Genomic DNA, 18,601 nt, shown 5'->3' on the forward strand with positions numbered 1-18,601 from the left:
ACGTTCCAACCTCCTTTTACAATAAACAATTTAAATTCATACAATATTGCTTATCAGTTATTTACTTATCTTCATCATCTTCTGCACGTTGTAATAGTTCAGCAACTTCACTTGGTTGTTCCCCATCTTCAGGCACCGTTGGTAAATCATCAGACACTGTTTCGTCTGGATTTACTGTTTGTGCTGTCTCCTCTTCAGGAATAACATGTTCAACTTTAGCAAAAGTTGATACTGAAGAATCATCATCCAAGCGGATAACACGTACACCTTGCGTTGCACGGCCAGTTTCAGAAATTGAATCAACAGTAAATCGAATCATAACCCCTTTATTAGTGGTTAGCATAATGTCTTCACTACCATCAACAACCTTCAAACCAGCTAATGGACCGTTCTTTTCAGTAACCTGAGCGGTCTTGATTCCTTTACCACCACGACCCTTAATTGGATATTGATCTACAGGTGTTTGCTTACCATAACCGTTCTTCGTAATAATCAAAACATGACCATTCTCAACTAGTACTTGCGCACCAATTACATAATCACCTGGACGTAATGTAATACCGCGAACTCCTGCGGCTGAACGTCCCATTGAACGAACTGCTTCGCTATTAAATGAAACAGCGTATCCACCATGGGTACCGATAATGATATCTTGTGAACTATCAGTAATCAAAACGTTAATCAATTCATCCCCATCATGAAGGTTAATGGCCTTCAATCCATGCGTACGAATATTACCAAATTCATTTACTGGTGTTCGCTTTACGACACCCTCACGCGTCGTAAAGAATAAGTAATCTTCACTTTCAGCTGCATCACCACGAACATTAATGATGGCTTGAATACTCTCACCACTTTCAATGCCTAACAAGTTGACGACAGGGATTCCCTTAGCAGTACGACCGTACTCAGGTATCTCATATCCCTTCATCTTGTAAACTTTACCTGAATTAGTAAAGAACAATAGCGTGTCATGCGTTGATGTGCCAATTAATTCATCGATGAAATCATCGTTGTTCACACCCATACCTTGAATACCACGACCACCACGGTTTTGTGCACGGAAATCAGCTTGTGGCATTCGTTTAATGTAACCAGCATGTGTTAGCGATACGATAATATCTTCTTCTTCAATCAAATCTTCATCTTCAATGCTTGTCACGTCACCGATTTGTAACTCAGTACGACGATCATCCCCAAATTTATCTTGAACTTCAAGTAATTCAGTATAAATGATTTCATCAATTCTTTCAGGCTTAGCTAAAATATCTTCAAAATCAGAAATTGAAGCCAACAAACCTTGATATTCTTTTTCAATCTTATCGCGTTCCAAACCAGTCAAACGAACCAAACGCATATCCAAGATGGCTTGTGATTGTTTATCTGACAAAGCATAATCTGACATCAACTTTTGCTTAGCAATTTCTGATGTTTGTGATTGTCGAATAATTGCAATAATTGCATCGATATGATCAAGCGCAATTCGTAACCCTTCCAAAATATGTGCACGTGCTTGAGCCTTACGCAAATCGAATTCCGTACGACGACGCACCACTTTTTGTTGGTGAGCAAGATATGCGACTAACATTTCTTTTAGACTTAATAACTTTGGTCGACCATCTTCAACAGCTAGCATATTAAAGCTAAAGCCAGTTTGCATCAAAGTGTTTTTGTACAAATTATTTAGTACAACTGAAGCTGAGACATCACGACGAATCTCGATAGCAATTCGTGTTCCCTCTTGGTCAGACTCGTCATTAACACCAGTAATACCCTCAATACGCTTATCACGACCTAACTCAGCAATACGCTCAATTAATTTGGCCTTGTTAACCATATATGGCAACTCATTGACGATAATACGTTCTTTTCCAGATTTTTCAGTCTCAATTTCCGTTTTTGCACGAACGGTGACAACACCTTTTCCAGTTTCGTAAGCCTTACGAATACCAGACTTACCCATCACAATTGCGCCAGTTGGGAAATCTGGTCCCGGAATTGCTTCCATCAATTCAGCAATTGTAATGTCAGGGTTCTTCATCAACATATGAAGACCTGAAATGACTTCACCTAAATTGTGCGGTGGAATATTAGTTGCCATTCCAACGGCAATTCCGTTGGCCCCATTGACTAGCAAATTAGGGAAACGTGCTGGCAAAACAACCGGTTCACGATCAGTACCATCATAATTATCTTGGAAATCAATCGTATCTTTGTTGATATCACGCAACATTTCAGTAGAAATTTTACTCAAACGTGCCTCAGTATAACGCATAGCGGCAGCTGGATCACCATCGACTGATCCAAAATTTCCATGACCATCGACTAACATATAACGATATGAAAAGTCTTGTGCCATACGAACCATTGAATCATAAATTGCTGAGTCTCCATGGGGGTGGTACTTTCCCATAACATCCCCAACAATACGTGCCGACTTTTTGTGTTGCTTATCAGGCGTAACTCCCAATTCATTCATCCCGTATAAAATACGACGATGAACTGGTTTTAACCCATCACGCACATCAGGTAACGCACGTGCCACGATAACTGACATGGCGTAATCCAAGAAAGATGTTCGCATTTGCTCGCCAAGTTTGGCGGGTTTAATGCGGCTGTTTTTTTGTTCTTCTTCAGCCATTTGATTTCCTTTCTCTTACTTTAAATGTTTACACAGTAATGAACCTAAACGTCTAATTCAGCGTATTGTGCATTTTCTTCAATAAACTTGCGACGAGGCTCAACCTTATCACCCATAAGCATTGAGAACACTTGATCTGCCTCAATCGCATCATCCATTTCAACACGTAACAAACGACGTACAGATGGATCCATAGTTGTTTCCCATAATTGGCTAGCGTCCATTTCACCAAGTCCCTTGTATCGTTGTATAACTGGCTTTGGTGATGCTGGTAACGTTGGTAACAATGCTTCAAGTTCTTCATCAGCATCCAAATACTGAATAAACTTACCTTGGCGCACTTGATATAGTGGTGGTTGCGCAATATAAATATAGCCTGATTCTAACAATGGTCGCATATAGCGATAAATCAGAGTTAGTAACAACGTACGGATGTGCGCGCCATCGACATCGGCATCAGTCATAATAATTAATTTATGATACTTAGCCTTTGTCACATCAAATTCGCCACCAAAACCAGTGCCCATTGCCGTAAATAATGAGCGGATTTCTTCGTTGGCTAAAATCTTTTCCATTGATGCTTTTTCAACATTCAAAATTTTTCCACGAATAGGCAAAATAGCTTGTGTTAATCGTTCACGACCCTGCTTAGCAGAACCACCAGCAGAATCACCCTCGACAATAAACAATTCAGAAATTTCAGGATCTTTTGACGTATTATCAGCTAATTTACCAGGTAAGTTCGCAATTTCTAGACCTGACTTCTTACGCGTTGCTTCACGTGCACGCTTAGCTGCCATACGCGCCTTACCCGCAAGAATCCCCTTTTCGACAACTTGCTTAGCAATTTTGGGATTTTCCATCATAAAGCGGGCAAAGGTATCTGAAAACATACGATCAACTGCTGTACGCGCATCGGAATTCCCTAACTTAGTCTTTGTTTGTCCTTCGAATTGTGGATCAGGATGTTTAACAGAAACAATTGCAGTTAATCCTTCACGAACATCATCTCCAGAAAGCGCGTCATCGTTTTCCTTTAGAATCTTATTCTTACGTGCATAGTCATTGATGACACGTGTCAAAGCTGATTTAAATCCTGTTTCGTGCGTTCCACCTTCATACGTGTGGATATTATTAGTAAATGATAGTAAATTACTGTGGAAGTCATCCGTATATTGTAAGGACACTTCAACAGCAATATCATTTTCCATTCCTTCAACATAAATAGGCTCATTAAAAATGACATCCTTATTGACGTTTAAGAAATTAACATATTCTTTAATTCCACCTTCATAGTGGAATGACTCAACAACTGGTTCGCTTAAACGCATATCCGTAATCGAAATACGTAATCCTTTATTTAAAAAGGCCAACTCACGAACACGATTCATCAATGTTTTGTAATCAAAAACTATTGTTTCTCGGAATATATCTGGATCGGGCGCAAAGTGAACAATTGTTCCACGTGAAACAGGCGCATCCGCCACGGAAACTTCGTGCATGCTTGTTTTAACATGACCACGCTCAAAGTCCATCGCATAACCTTTACCATCACGAACAACTAATACATCTAAACTTGTTGATAGCGCATTAACAACTGAAGCCCCCACACCGTGAAGTCCTCCAGAAACTTTATAACCGCCACCGCCGAATTTTCCACCCGCATGTAAAATTGTAAATACTGTTTCAAGCGCTGATTTACCAGTTTTTGCTTGTACATCTACTGGGATACCACGACCGTTATCAATAACTGTAATTGAATTATCTTTTTCAATAGTTACTGTAATATGATCCGCAAATCCTGCCAAAGCCTCATCAATACCATTATCGACAATTTCCCATACAAGATGGTGTAGTCCTTGACTTGATGTCGAACCAATATACATACCTGGGCGCTTACGAACCGCTTCTAATCCTTCTAAAACTTGAATTTGACTGGCGTCATAGGCGTCTGCTTGTGTATGCATTTGTGAAACATCTTCTTCAGCCATGATTCCCTCCTTAAACTTAACAACTAGTTATCTTTACTAACACTATCTTCAGCTTCTACTAAATGTCCTGAATCAACATGAAATACTTTTGGTTCATGAATTAATTGTCGCGCTACATCACTTAATGAGGGCGTCGTAATAAACGTCTGTACCTTATCTTGCATAGCAGCTAGTAAATGAGTTTGCCGATTAGTATCTAATTCAGAAAGAACATCATCCAATAATAATACTGGATATTCACCTGTCTCTTCTTTCATCAAATCAATTTCGGCTAATTTAATGGCTAATGCTGTCGTTCTTTGTTGGCCTTGTGAGCCAAAACTAGCCACATCATGCTGATTAACTTCAAAACGCAAATCATCACGATGTGGGCCTAACAAGGTTGTCCCCATAATAATTTCACGTTCACGCAATTGTTCAAATCGCGTTAACATTTCTTGTTTAATTAGTGTCACATCTTGTAAATGATTAACATCAAGCTGTGAAACATAATGGACTTGTAATTTTTCATTATCTTGTGTAATGGCAGCTTGAATTGGTTGTGCAGCATCATTTAATTTAACAATTAAATTTTTCCGTCGCATAACCAATTCACTACCAAAATTGACTAATTGTTCTGTTAGAACATCTAAATATAATTTATCAGTTGCTTGCTTACTTTGTAATTGCTTTAAGTAACGATTTCGTTGTTTTAAAACACTTTTATATTGGTTTGCAATATACAAATATTTAGCACTCATTTGACTAAACTCACGATCAATAAATTGACGCCTGATTGTAGGCGCCCCTTTAACTAAATCTAAATCTTCTGGTGCAAATAAAATAACATTTAATTGACCGATATAATTAGCTAATTTAGCTTGATCTAAATGGTTGATTCGTGCTTTTTTACCCTTACTAGTAAGTTTTAATGACAATGGCACATCACTATATTGTCGTGCTACCGTTCCGGCAACCCGCGCTTCTTTTGCTTGCCAACCAATTAATTCTTTATCGGATGACGTACGATGTGAACGAGTTAAAGCTAAAACATAAATGGCTTCCAATAAATTGGTTTTACCCTGTGCATTTGGTCCTAAAAAGACATTTACACCAGACGAAAAATTGACATTTAAAGTATCATAATTTCGAAAATTGTTTAGTTCTAACGACATTAATTCCATTAGTTTGTACTAGCACCTGTTCCATTAATTACAAAACGATCTCCTGATGGAATTGCAACAACATCTCCTGGATATAACTTACGACCACGGCGATCGTCTGGTTCCTCATTTACCAAGACTGTATTTTCTCGCAAATACCATTTTGCTTGACCGCCAGTTGCAATAACGCTCTCTTCTTTTAATAATTGCCCTAATGTAATAAATGGGGCTTGAATTTGCACTTCTGTTGCCAATGTTTAGTCCTTTCTATCGCTAAAAATAACGACATTTGCACGATTTCATATTAAATATATTATACGCTTTTTTTCAACTTTCCACAATCTCAAAAAGGCACTACAGCCCTTCTCAGGTTGTTTGATAACTTTTAAATAAAAAAGCCGAAAAATGCTTTTTCTTCGTAAAATAGCATTTTTCGGCTTTTTTATATTTTTAGTAAGTTCGAACTGGTGTAATCAGTTGAATAAAGTTTGTTTCATTATTTGTTGGTACCAATGTAAATGGATCCAAAGCGGTCTTAAAACCAATTTGAATTTGCTCATCACCAAATGAACGAAGTGCTTCACGCATATAGTCTGGATTAAATGAAATCGTCAAATCATCTCCTGCAGTTTCAGCAGCAAATATTTGCTCTTCAACACGTCCAATTTCAGGTGAATTTGATGAAATCAAAGACTTTTCACTTGTAATGGCAAATTGAATAACATTTGAACGACCTTCATGACTAAGCAAAGCAGCACGCTCGATTGTTTGTAACAAATCATGGGCATTAATTGTTAGGGTTGTTCGCTTTTCAGTTGGAATTAAACGTGACGCATCAGGATAATTTCCTTCTAATAGTCGTGAATAGAAAGTTGTATTTTCACCTAATTGGAAAATAACTTGGTTTTCAGCAACGCGCACATCAACTTTTTCAACATCATCCAACATTGCTTGTAGTTGTGACAATGAAGCACCAGGTACGATGATATCAGCATTAACATCTGAATCATCAAAACCGACAGAACGTTGTGCTAATCGGTGACGATCAGTCGCAACGGCCGTTAAATTACCACTAGCTAAAATAAAATGAACCCCTGTTAAAATAGGTTGGCTCAATTGCTTAGAAACCGCAATTACGGTTTGACCAATAATTTCATTCAAAGTGTCTGCAGCTAAAGTTAAATTATTTCTAACTTCAATTTCTGGTAAATGTGGGTAAGCACTAGCATCTTGCCCATTAATATCAAATTCTGCATTTTCAGATTGAATTTTTGTTTGTAGCCCTGACGTATTTGTTAATTTAAATGTTTCACCAGGTAATCGTTTAACAATATTTGAAAAGAAATTGGCTGGTAAAACAATCGCACCAGATTCAACAATTTGTAAATTAGCTTCATCATCATTAACTGGAATTAATATTTCAATTGAGATATCTGTATTTGATCCAGTTAAAACAAGACCGGTTTCATCAAGAACTAATTTAATTCCTTGTAAAATTGTCATTGATGTTCGTGATGAAATAGCACGATTAACATTATTCATTGCTTTTATAAAAGCTGCTCGATTAATTGTAAATTCCATTAGATCTCCTTAATGTACAAAATCATAATTATGAAGTGCGTAATGACTTATTTAATTATAAATAAAAAGATAATAATAATAATAAGGGGTGTGAATATTGTGGATAACTCTTATATATACCAATGTACCAAGAAATGGTATATGTATACAACCCTGTGGATAAGTACAAACCATTTTGTCGTTTATTCACAAACGATATTATCATCCATTGCTCAATTCTTCACGAATTTTTTGAACTTGTTCAGCTAAAATACTATCATTTTCGATGGCATTTTCAATTTTTTCAGTTGAATGCATTACCGTCGTGTGATCTTTACCACCAAATGCACGACCAATTTGTGGCAATGAATCCTGTGTTAATTCGCGAGCGATATACATGGCAATTTGACGTGGCACAACAATTTCTTTGTTCCGTTTTTTACCATTTAGATCTTGAACAGTAACATTGAAAAAGTTAGCAACAGCTTCCTGAATTAATGGAATTGTAATCGCACGTTGGCGTTTGAAATTCATCGTTTCTAATATCGTACGAGCAGTTTCAACTGTAATGGGTACATTTGAAAAACGCATTTTTCCAACCACTTGATTAAATACGCCTTCCAAATCACGGACATTTGTATCAACTGCTGCAGCAATTTCATCAATGACATCATTAGGAATACTTAGATTTTCAAGATCAGATTTATTTCTTAGGATAGCAACACGTGTTGGTAGATCAGGCTTGGTAATATTAGCTGAATAACCTTGACCAAAGCGGGTTACTAAACGCATTTCTAATCCTGGTATTTCTTTGGGTAACTTATCAGATGTTAAAACAATCTGATGATTTTCACGCGTAATAGCATTGAAAGTATTAAAGAATTCTTCTTGAATTTTTTCTTTTCCGGCTAAGAATTGAACATCATCTACCATCAATAAATCAGTTGAACGGTATTCACGTTTAAAAGCTTCGGTCTCTTTTTGGCCACGGCGTAAAGCTTCCGTAAAATCATTAATAAAATCTTCAGTTGTAATGAACTTAACATTAGCATTTGGCGTACGTTCTAAAACTTTATTGCCGATTGCTTGCATTAAATGGGTTTTTCCTAAACCAACACCACCATAGATTAGTAAAGGATTCCATTGTGTACCAGGTTTATCGGCTACAGCTTGAGCAACTGCATAGGCTTCGCGATTTTCATCAGATGAAACAAATGTTTCAAATCGGAATTCAGGATTCAAAATTGATTGGGTAACAAATTCTGAAGCTAAATTGGTATTTTTTTGGTATTCCGTTGTTTCACTTTCCTGATCATCGGGTAGATCAAATAGCGTCGTTGGTGTTGGTGAAACATAAGTGACAGAAGGAATGATAAATGTTGGTTTACCAGTTAGATTCAATGTTGCCGTCATGGCAGCTTGCATAAAAGCTTGGTAGTAAGAACTATTTGTATCCAACCACTCTGATGCAACTGGTTCATATGTAGTTGTCAATTGCAAAGTAACAGTATTATTTTCGTTTTCTACTAATTGCAATGGATTAAGTGTATCCACGTAATTGGTAAATGAGAATCCTTGCGAAATTGACTTGCGTAGTTCTTGTTTGATGGCATTCCAAAGTTGGATAGGATCCATTTGGCAACCTCCTTTAGGGATTTAAGATATCTTTTTGTGGGTTTTCCACAGGACGTTTGCTGAGCTCATTTTCATAAGTAGCACAATTCATCAAATTTCATTTTAGCAGTATGTGGATAAGTTTTCCACAAGGAATATGTCAGTAATAGCAACGATTTAAGCTGTTTTAGATAACAAAATGGGATATTAACATGCTGTGGAAATCTAAATATGAGTTATCAACCGGATGTGAAACAAATTTTAGAGTGAATTCTGGAAAATGTGGATAACTTGGGGGAAAAACAAGAAATTTACAGGTAGTTGTTAACAATCTAGGTTTGGTGTATTCATGTTTATAAGAGTTATACACATATCCACAAGGAGAATGGCGAAGAGTTTTACCAATATGTGGAACATGTGGAAAAACTGTGGATTGTGGGGAAAACTCACATAACGCTCTGTTATATTACCTGCCTTTATTAACATAACGCTCTGTTAGATTATGGAAAACTTTCAGACAATTTTGTCGTTTATAAAAAGTAAAGATTTTGCAAAGGTAATAAATGATGGTCCATTGCTTATGAATTAAAATCAGTTTAAATAGTTAATATTCTTGCTTTGATTTGGGGGTAATGTTACAATTGAATATGAATTGTGGTTTGGCCATGCCAACCGCAGGCCAAATCTAACTACGAATGGGAGGTGTATTCATATGAAGCGTACATACCAACCTAAGAAGCGTCACCGTGAACGTGTGCATGGTTTCCGTAAGCGCATGAGCACTAGCAACGGTCGCAAGGTGCTAGCACGTCGCCGCCAAAAGGGCCGCAAGGTATTGTCAGCCTAATTAGGTCAGGCCTTTTATTAGGATTACTGATAATGATCGCGCATGAGTCGGCTATTTTGGCTGATTCATGCGTTTTCTTTTGTCATAAAAAAATTTGGAGCAAAAACAAATGCGTAAGAGTTACCGTGTAAAAAAAGAAGCTGATTTTCAATTAGTTTTTGAGCAGCATCACTCGGTCGCAAATAAAATGTTTATTGTTTACACAATGACGCGTGAACAACCAACCCACTTCCGCTTAGGAATTTCAATTTCTAAAAAAGTGGGTTTGCGTGGTCATGAGCGTGTGTGGGTTAAGCGTCGAATTCGGCAAAGTGTTTTGGAATTTAAACCAAAAATGCGTTCGGATATTGATATTTTAGTAATTGCGCGGCCAGCAGCACATGATCAAGACATGGCGATCATCAAAAAGAATTTAGAACATGTTTTTAAATTGGCAAATGTGTTTGTCGATGAAGAAACGGAATAAAAATACACTATATATGGAGAAAACGAATGCAGACTGCTAAAAAAATGTTTACCATGCGTTCGGCAATTACGGCCTTAATCGCATTAATCATTATGATTGTAGCGGCCGTGATGTATGATGGCCAAGTATCTGGAAGTGGATTTTGGCGTGGTATTATCATTGCTAACTTCTCACGTTCCATTTTAGGAGTATCAGCCTGGTTTGGTGATAATTATGGGTTTGGGATTATTGTCTTTACGGTATTGATTCGTTTATTGATTTTACCTTTGATGGTTTATCAAACGGGTTCAATGCGTAAGATGCAAGAAATTGCGCCTGAACTAAAGAAGTTACAACAAAAATATTCAAGTCGTGATCCTGAAACAATGCAAGCGATGCAAGCTGCACAAAAGAAGTTGTATAAAGATGCTGGCGTAAATCCATTTGCTAGTTTTATCCCGCTTATTGTGCAAATGCCAATTTTGATTGCACTGTATACAGCGATTCGGACGACTAATGTATTGGAAACTGGTACTTTCTTCTGGGTACAACTAGGAGAACGTGATTCATACTTTATTTTGCCAATTCTGGCAGCATTATTTACATTTGCTTCTTCATATTTGGTAATGATGGGTCAACCTGAAAAGAATGGTATGACAACGTCAATGACATATATTATGCCAATCATGATTTTCTTCTTTGCTATTTCTGTTCCATCTGCCCTATCACTTTACTGGGTTATTTCAAATGCATTCCAAGTTGCACAAACTTGGACGATTCAAAATCCATTTGAAATTCGACGTGAGCGAGAATCTAAGAAAGAAGCAGAGCGTGCTAAGCAACGAGCAATTCGTAAAGCTATTCGCAATCATAAACGTTAATTTTAGGATTAGAATCAAGATGAACAATCTTGATTCTTTTTTTATTGCAAAAAAAGATGTTAACCTCTTTTTAATTTCCAAACTCTATGCTGTGAATTATGGTAAAATTAGTCATTAATAATATTTATAAGGAGCGTACCCATGAAAGCATTTCGTGAAATATTGTCTTGGGTGATTCCTATCTTAGTAGGATTACTGATTGCTGTTGGGATAAGGACTTATTGGTTTACGATGGTTAAAGTTGATGGTTCATCAATGGAACCTAATTTAACAAGTAATGAACGTGTTTTTGTTTTTCGAACTGATAAAATTGAAACTTCAAAAATTCATCGTGGTAGTGTCATTGTGTTTGATGCTTATGGTGAAGATCCTTCAGCGACAGAAAATAAAGATTATGTAAAGCGTGTTATTGGTATGCCTGGTGATACGGTAAGTGCTGTTGATGGCGTGATTAAGGTTAATGGTAAAACAGTTGACCAAGAGTACATTTCAGAGGCTGAACAAAAGGCAACTAATACGATTAACGATGTTGGTAACTGGAATTCATTGGCACAATTAGGAAATCGCCAAGGCTGGGAAGGTGATAAAACTATTAAAGTCCCTGCTGGTAAATACTTTGTGTTAGGTGATCATCGTAGTGTTTCAAATGATTCTCGTTACTGGGGGTTTGTTGATGATGATAAAGTTTTAGGTGTTGTAAAAGTCCCATTCTGGGGTAATGAAGTAAAGCGGAATAATATTAATTCAGCTTGGAAATCATATTTTGAATAATTACGAATGAAATAAATGAAACGTTAAAAATTAAGCTAAGTAAAGAGAAGGCCAGAAAATGACATGATTTTCTGGCCTTCTCTTTATTTTTAGCTAAGATACTTAAAATATGTTTCATTGTTGATTGGTAGTGTCGATATTATTTTTTGTATTCTTGATTATTTTTGAATTTGTTATTATCTAAATAATAGATGATTTTATTTTAGGTTAATTGTTGTGATTTTTTTTCCACGAAGTTATAAAAAGAACGCTAAGTCAAGTTTTGGTATGCCGTAGTACACGATGAATGGTGGCTATTTGCATCCTACTTCTTTAGTTTATGAACCGCTTAGATTTTATCACTAACATTTTGATATATTTTAATGAACGTTAAATTTAAACAGCGTATACTAATGCTACAAGGGGGTGGTAAACGATGCAGTTAGGGTTAAAGGCAAGTACGAATAAAACACAAATTGATGATCGTCTACAATATCAACCAGATGTCTTTGAATTTCATTTGGAAGACACGGATTTTACAACGACAGGTTGGCAACATCTTATTAAAATGGTGTCATATGTGAGTGATCAAGTGCCGCATCTTGTTTTTCATCATCCAATGAAATGGCACGATCAACGTTGTGAATTATATACAAATCCAACGATTAATCCAGCATTACATGATTTTGTGATGCAGAGTTCTATAAAATTAATTAAATTGGCACAAGATGTTGATGGTTATGCACTTATTCATGGCGCTTATAAAAATAATTTGCCTAAAATTGTTACGAACTGGTCAACAGTGGCTAAAGCACAAGATGTGGTTTTTGAAAGAATGGCTCAATTGCGAGATATTGCACCAGACAATGTGGTTTTTGAAAATGGTACGTCACCAGTTTATGCGTATGGGGATGTTGAATTTGAAAATCGTATTATTGCGGCCAACCTCCCCTTAGCCTATGATGTGAGTCATACATTTATTTCGTTACATGGTAATAATGATGCCCTTATAGAGAGTTTACAGCACCTTAAATCACAAATTAAGCACTATCATTTAGTAGATTCGATGGGACAACACCATGATAGTTTAACACTTGGCAAAGGTTTAATTGATTGGCGACGTGTTTTAGATGAATTAAATCCACAAGCAAGTCACATTTATGAAATTAATTTGACAGATCAGCAACATTGTCAAGAAATGTTGGCAAGTCATGACTATTTGCTGTCACTACAAAAATAAGACAATAAAGAAGGCCCTAAATCCATTATTTGGATTTAGGGCCTTAAACGTTTTCAGCAAGATTGAAGTCTTAATGTAACGCCATTTTGGTCGCTGCGCACCGTCTGCAAGCCAAAAACAACGTTACACCCCTTGCATCACATTCTTTTTACTTAGGCTGAAGAATGACTTGATCAGCCGATTTAATGAGTTGTAAAGGCGTTTTAAATGCGTCAGAAAGTAAGTCTACTTGGTGATGCATCTGAGTGGCTGGTGCACTAATTAAATTACCTGTCTGTTGTAGTAACCAAATGTTTTGACTATAACGAAAGGCCTGATTTAAATCATGAAGCACCATTAGTACCGTTGTTTGACGCTCTTGCTGCAATTGTTGGAGCGTTTTTAGAAATAATTCTTGAAAATGTAAATCTAAAAATGTTGTTGGTTCATCTAAAATCAACAAATCTGGTTGTTGTTGTAAAACAAAGCCTAACCAAGCAAGCTGTTGCTGACCACCTGATAACGTAGTCATTTCTTTATCAAGTAACGCATCCAGTTGTAATGTTTGCATAACTGCTGGATCTAACGTGTCATTTGCTAATGCTAACAGTTCGCGAACTGTTAATGGTTCAAACAACTGATTGTGCTGGGAAAGTAATGCAATCCGCTTAGGACGGTTTTTAATTGTTCCTGAAGTGGGTAATAATTCACCTGTTAATAGTTGAATTAATGTTGACTTACCGACACCGTTGGGACCAATAAGTGCTGTGATTTGATGATCTGGTAGTTGTACTGATAGATCATGGAATAATTGATGATTATCACGGTTAAATGACAAGTGATTAATGTCGAGCATGATAACCCCCTTTTATTAACATCAAAGCAAATAATGGGCCACTAATAACCAATAGAATTGCACTAGTTGGAAGCTCTTTTGGTGCTAGAATCGTTCGTGCAATTGTGTCAGCATTTAGCAGTAGTAGGCTCCCCCATAGTGCAGTTGGCCAAATTAAATGCTGACTTTTTTTGTTCGGACTCATGAAGCGTGAAATTTCTGGCAAAATAGCACCTAAGAAGAAAACAATGCCAATCAAGCTTGTTAAGGCACCTGTCCATAGACCAACTGCGAGTAAAACAAACCAGGTTGTTTTTTGTTCCGCAATCCCCAGTAATTTTACCTGACGTGTTGGTAAAGCAAAATATCTCAAGTTTGGCCAAATCATGATGAGTAATAAGCAACCTAAAATGGTCATGATGATTAATTGCATAACTTGTGACCAATCTACCGTGCTTAATGTCGGTAGCGGTACACCAAGACCTTCACTAGCAATGTTTGTTAGAGCTTGAAAGGTCATAGCCGTTGCAATTCCCAATAAAACTAGACGTAATGGTGCTTGATTTTTAGGTGAAACTAAGAACCAAGCGATTGTTAGTAAAATACCAGTGATGCCACCAATGACGACATTAAAATCGAGCATGCTGGGGATGATAACGAGAATTGCCATTAATAAAAATTGGCTACCGTTCATAATCCCTAATATTGAGTTATCCACCAAATGATTGCGTAATACAACTTGCATTAGCAAACCACTGACACCAATCAAGGCACCGCTGATAACGGCAACTAAAATACGCGGTAAGCGATAATTAATAATTAATTGCCAAGCGTCAGGTTGTCCATGTAAAACGGCTGCGAGACTGATTGTTGTGCTACCGACCAGTAATGCAATAACCACGCTTATAAGAACTAAACCAGCTAATATAAAACGATAATATTTTTGCATTAGCCCTCCTATTTGTTCAGCCAAGTTTGAATCTGTTTGTAAGCAGCTGGTGCATTGAGATTAGCTGTCATGCTAAAGATTGGTTCATTGGCCTGATAAACGTGTCCTTCTTGAACAGCGGGGATGCTTTGCCAATTGGATTGTTTAAATAAACTATCAAAGCTTTTAAAAACATTTTTCGGCATTGCATGTGCCATTGTAATTATGACAGTGGGTTTGGCTTGTGCAATTTGTTCAGCATTCATTGCAACAAATGGGCTAGAACCTGAACCTATGACATGACCTCCAGCACGATTAATCAAATCACCAACGTAACTATTTTGAGTACCAACGAGGAATGAACCACCTGGCATCCCCATCAGTAACAAGACATTGGGTCGATTTTTGGGATGCTTAGTTGGCATATCTAACTGTGCATTTAACTTTTTAGCAGCATCTTCTTTATGATAGGTTGTACCAAGTTTTGTGATAGCTGATTGCAAATCGGCTAATTTATTAAAATCTAATTGTTGATGCTTAATGTTGTCACTATCTAATTTTTGTTGATAGTCATCAGCAATTGCAGCATCAAGATAAACTAAATCAGGCTTTAATTGGCCAATTTTTTCAAGATTAGGTGCCACGTGGTTACCAACCTTTGGTAAATTACGATACTGTTTTGGCAATGTTTGCTTATTACCTGGTGTTGCAACACCAACTAAAGGCACATCTAATTTATTAAATACTTGAACTTGCGCGTTCGTCGTAGCAACAATACGATCTGTTGTGACACTTTTTTGGGTCGGACGCATCATTAACCAGATCCAGCCGGCACTAATGATTAATAAAACGACTAATAAAATCGATAATATTTTTTGTTGTTTTCGCATCGTAACTTACTTCTTTTTCTTCAAATTAAAGACAAGACCAAGAATGATACCTAAAACTAAACCACCGCCAACGATTGCAACGACGGGTAATTGCTTCCCTTTATCTTCATGTTTCTCTTTAGCAACTTGCGTCTTAGTTTTTGACTTTGACGTTACTTTGGCAGAAGATGAAGATTTACTATTTGCAACACTCGTATTGGTTGCATCTGCATCATTTTGCGTAGTTGAACTTGGTACCGATTCACTTGCACTACTTACAGCAACAGATGAATTACTTTGTTGTGAACTAGTTGCTTGTTGGCTAGAAGTTGATGCAGGAGTGCTTGAAGAACTAGCAGCAGGTGCAGGTACTTTAGAAGCATCTAATACTAAACCAACAATGTAGTTATGGTGATAATTAATACTGTTAACATCAACCTTAATTGCAGCGTTATGACGAGCACTTAGGTTTGATGTGACGAAACTGTACGTAATGGTTTGTGAATTGCCAGATTGACTACGTGAAACATTTGCGCCAGCGCCGTCAATATTTAGTACTTGAACAGGATAGTTACCAAGATCCTTACCGGTTGTAACAGTTGACGTTACGGTATAAGTATTATTACCATTTGGTGTGACTGTGGCAGCGTGCGAAAAGTATGCTGCTGCGTAAGAAGTATTAGATGAGCCATTTTCTAATACTTGCATGGGAACATTATAAGATTCCGCATGTACAGCTGTTTGCATACCAAACATACAAAAAATCATGGCAAATAGTCCAAGTAATGAACGAAGAGATTTATTATTAATCATTTGTCTACCTCATCTTAAAGAAATTAGTCAAAAGGGCGACACCAATGTAACCTAATGCAGCAGCTAAAATACCACCAGCAACAATTAAGACATTACGTTGTGTCGTATTGTTGCTTTTAGAGTCAGCTTGAGCATCTTTATTAACTTGTGTTGCATTACTATTTTTCTTAGTATGTGGCTTGATAGTATTGGCTTTTTTCTCGTTATTTTGAGAGTCATCATTTGTTGTATTTAAAGGCGTAAATGATGTACCAGTAATAGCGTTACTATTAAAATCAGTAGTAAATGTTCCATGTGAAACATCTGAATTTAGTGGACTAGTTGTGAGATTAGAAGAATCTGGTAAACCAGTTGTTGGTTGTGTTGCTTCACTAGCATCATTTAAGATACGACCAATAACTAAACGAATAGTATAGATATGATCATAATTCAAAGGTGCTGTGAATTTAACATGGATACTTGTTGCAATCGGTGCTTTAATTTCATTTTCTGATAATGATAGTCGATAAGTTGATTGATAGTAACTACCAGTTTTAATAGTATTAACAAGTTGTACTTGGTGATTACCATCCATAAATGAAATCGGGTTACGTCCCATCATAACAGGCGTATGTGTCGTAATATATCCAGTATATGATCCATTAGCATTGTGAACTAATTGAATAGTAGGCAAGAAATATTGCGCAGCAACAGATGTACTGTTGTTATTACCATGCAAAATAGTTAGTTGATGCAAAACAGCATTTCTGATGGCATTTTGATGACCAGTTGGTAATGACACTGCCCCATTTACACTAGTTGGTGTTGTATTGTCTGTTTTAGTTTTTGTAAAATCAGTAGTTTTAGCATTGCTATTTTTTAGACTACTCAAATCAAAGACAATATCAGCATCAGGATGTTCCGTGAAATTGATTGATGGCACAAAGATTGTCATATGTGCTTTTATTGTTTGACGAAGTGAAGATACAGGTAGCGTTACTTGCCAAGCATTGCCATTTTTATGAGCAGTAACCCCATTAATTGAGAAAGCCTTCATCAATGACATAGCACCATTCTTAGTTGCAAACTTGATTGTAGCATTACCATCTTTAACTAGAATGTTTGCAGAAGCTGTCATGTATTGTTGCATCGTTGATTTTGCATGCGTACCAGTTTTGTAAACACGGTAGTTGATGCTGTAGATACCATTATTCTTAAGGCTTAGCTTTTTATTATTTTCGGTACTAGTAGGCTTTGGAGTAGTATTGCCGTTACCATGTCCATCCGTTTCATTCTTACCATTATCTTTGCCTGGATTGATAGGCTTTGTGCCCTTAGCAATATCAAACTTAATATCAGCATCAGGATCTTCAGTTAGACCAATTTGTGGCACTTCGATATGCATATGAGCAGTTAATGTCTTAGCAAGGCTCTTAGCAGGAACTGTGACGGTCCAGTTATCACCATTTGCCTTGGCATTAACGCCATTAACAGAGAATTCTTTCATCATCGACATTGCTTTGTTTTTAGTTGCAAAGCTGATTGTAGCTTTACCGTCCTTAATCACAACTTTAGCAGATGTCGTCATGTACTGAGACATGGTTGAGTTATTGGTAGTACCTGATTTATAAATATGGTAATTAACATTGTAAGTACCGTCTTTGAAATCAGTAGTTAGTTTTTGCTCAGGCTTATTTTCAGGTTTGCTTGAAGAAGAGGCACTAGAAGAGCTTGAGCTAGGCTTGCTTGAAGAAGCAGCACTAGAAGAACTTTGGCTAGGTTTGCTTGAAGAAGCAGCGCTAGAAGAACTTTGGCTAGGTTTGCTTGAAGAAGTAGCGCTAGAACTTGATGATGCACCACCATCATTATCTAATGCTTTCAGGCTCTTCATATCAAAGACAATATCTGCACTAGGTGTTTCCGTGAAATTGATGGCAGCAACAAAAATAGTCATCTGGGCATTAGCTGTCTTAGTTAAATCTTTAATAGGTAGCTTGACAATCCAAGAATCGCCTTTGGCTTGGGCTTTCACGCCGTTAATAGAAAATTCTTTCATCATTGACATTGCATCATTCTTAGTTGCAAAG

16 protein-coding genes are annotated in these 18,601 nt (G+C 36.9%); 5 read left to right on the forward strand and 11 right to left on the reverse strand.

All coding sequences use genetic code 11. The features are described from left to right. Window positions 1-61: 61 nt before the first annotated feature. The 6 genes from gyrA to dnaA form a co-directional block, all read right to left on the reverse strand. Entirely contained in the window at window positions 62-2,641 is a 2,580-nt protein-coding gene (gene gyrA, locus FFM55_RS00075) for a DNA gyrase subunit A (RefSeq protein ID WP_137600332.1), read from the reverse strand. A 44-nt stretch (window positions 2,642-2,685) separates the two neighbouring features. Further along, window positions 2,686-4,632, reverse strand: a complete 1,947-nt coding sequence (gene gyrB, locus FFM55_RS00080) for a DNA topoisomerase (ATP-hydrolyzing) subunit B (protein WP_042492338.1) — start codon at window positions 4,630-4,632, stop codon at window positions 2,686-2,688. Between the two features lie 23 nt (window positions 4,633-4,655). Then, complete coding sequence (recF, locus tag FFM55_RS00085) at window positions 4,656-5,795, reverse strand: DNA replication/repair protein RecF (protein WP_042492337.1); 1,140 nt, start codon at window positions 5,793-5,795, stop codon at window positions 4,656-4,658. Further along, the gene (gene yaaA / locus FFM55_RS00090; protein WP_042492335.1) at window positions 5,795-6,028 is read right to left on the reverse strand and encodes a S4 domain-containing protein YaaA; all 234 of its coding nucleotides are present in this window, start codon (window positions 6,026-6,028) and stop codon (window positions 5,795-5,797) included. The genes recF and yaaA overlap by 1 nt, the downstream gene beginning before the upstream one ends. Window positions 6,029-6,224: 196 nt before the next feature. Then, window positions 6,225-7,355, reverse strand: coding sequence for a DNA polymerase III subunit beta (dnaN, locus tag FFM55_RS00095; RefSeq protein ID WP_042492332.1), 1,131 nt, complete (start codon window positions 7,353-7,355; stop codon window positions 6,225-6,227). Between the two features lie 201 nt (window positions 7,356-7,556). Then, on the reverse strand, window positions 7,557-8,969 hold the full coding sequence (gene dnaA, locus FFM55_RS00100) for a chromosomal replication initiator protein DnaA (RefSeq protein WP_042492330.1): 1,413 nt from the start codon (window positions 8,967-8,969) through the stop codon (window positions 7,557-7,559). Window positions 8,970-9,660: 691 nt separating this feature from the next. Here dnaA and rpmH point away from each other — a divergent pair. The 5 genes from rpmH (at window position 9,661) to FFM55_RS00125 (ending at window position 13,111) form a co-directional block, all read left to right on the forward strand. Further along, window positions 9,661-9,795, forward strand: a complete 135-nt coding sequence (gene rpmH / locus FFM55_RS00105) for a 50S ribosomal protein L34 (protein WP_002828338.1) — start codon at window positions 9,661-9,663, stop codon at window positions 9,793-9,795. A 109-nt stretch (window positions 9,796-9,904) separates the two neighbouring features. Next, window positions 9,905-10,261: a ribonuclease P protein component gene (rnpA, locus tag FFM55_RS00110; RefSeq protein ID WP_042492326.1), complete on the forward strand. Its 357-nt coding sequence runs from the start codon at window positions 9,905-9,907 to the stop codon at window positions 10,259-10,261. Window positions 10,262-10,287: 26 nt separating this feature from the next. Beyond that, the gene (locus tag FFM55_RS00115) at window positions 10,288-11,121 is read left to right on the forward strand and encodes a YidC/Oxa1 family membrane protein insertase (protein ID WP_137600333.1); all 834 of its coding nucleotides are present in this window, start codon (window positions 10,288-10,290) and stop codon (window positions 11,119-11,121) included. A 141-nt stretch (window positions 11,122-11,262) separates the two neighbouring features. After that, on the forward strand, window positions 11,263-11,892 hold the full coding sequence (lepB, locus tag FFM55_RS00120) for a signal peptidase I (protein ID WP_042492322.1): 630 nt from the start codon (window positions 11,263-11,265) through the stop codon (window positions 11,890-11,892). 415 nt (window positions 11,893-12,307) lie between these two features. Further along, window positions 12,308-13,111 carry a sugar phosphate isomerase/epimerase family protein gene (locus FFM55_RS00125; protein ID WP_042492321.1) on the forward strand — a complete coding sequence of 268 codons (804 nt, stop codon included), beginning with the start codon at window positions 12,308-12,310 and terminating at the stop codon, window positions 13,109-13,111. Between the two features lie 148 nt (window positions 13,112-13,259). Here the strand turns inward: FFM55_RS00125 and FFM55_RS00130 are convergent, their stop codons facing one another. From FFM55_RS00130 to FFM55_RS00150, 5 genes are all read right to left on the reverse strand, one after another. After that, complete coding sequence (locus tag FFM55_RS00130; protein ID WP_042492320.1) at window positions 13,260-13,946, reverse strand: ABC transporter ATP-binding protein; 687 nt, start codon at window positions 13,944-13,946, stop codon at window positions 13,260-13,262. Next, window positions 13,933-14,874, reverse strand: coding sequence for a FecCD family ABC transporter permease (locus tag FFM55_RS00135; protein ID WP_042492317.1), 942 nt, complete (start codon window positions 14,872-14,874; stop codon window positions 13,933-13,935). The genes FFM55_RS00130 and FFM55_RS00135 overlap by 14 nt, the downstream gene beginning before the upstream one ends. Before the next feature lie 8 nt (window positions 14,875-14,882). After that, window positions 14,883-15,743 carry an ABC transporter substrate-binding protein gene (locus FFM55_RS00140; protein WP_042492315.1) on the reverse strand — a complete coding sequence of 287 codons (861 nt, stop codon included), beginning with the start codon at window positions 15,741-15,743 and terminating at the stop codon, window positions 14,883-14,885. 6 nt (window positions 15,744-15,749) lie between these two features. Continuing rightward, window positions 15,750-16,535 (reverse strand): NEAT domain-containing protein, encoded by a 786-nt coding sequence (locus tag FFM55_RS00145; RefSeq protein WP_042492314.1) that lies wholly within the window; start codon window positions 16,533-16,535, stop codon window positions 15,750-15,752. A 4-nt stretch (window positions 16,536-16,539) separates the two neighbouring features. Then, window positions 16,540-18,601 (reverse strand): NEAT domain-containing protein (locus FFM55_RS00150; protein WP_170999636.1); only part of this gene is annotated, 2,062 nt, incomplete at its 5' end.

Origin of the sequence: Weissella sagaensis (assembly GCF_005405285.1) — a bacterium.
In the GTDB taxonomy this organism is placed as follows: domain Bacteria; phylum Bacillota; class Bacilli; order Lactobacillales; family Lactobacillaceae; genus Weissella; species Weissella sagaensis.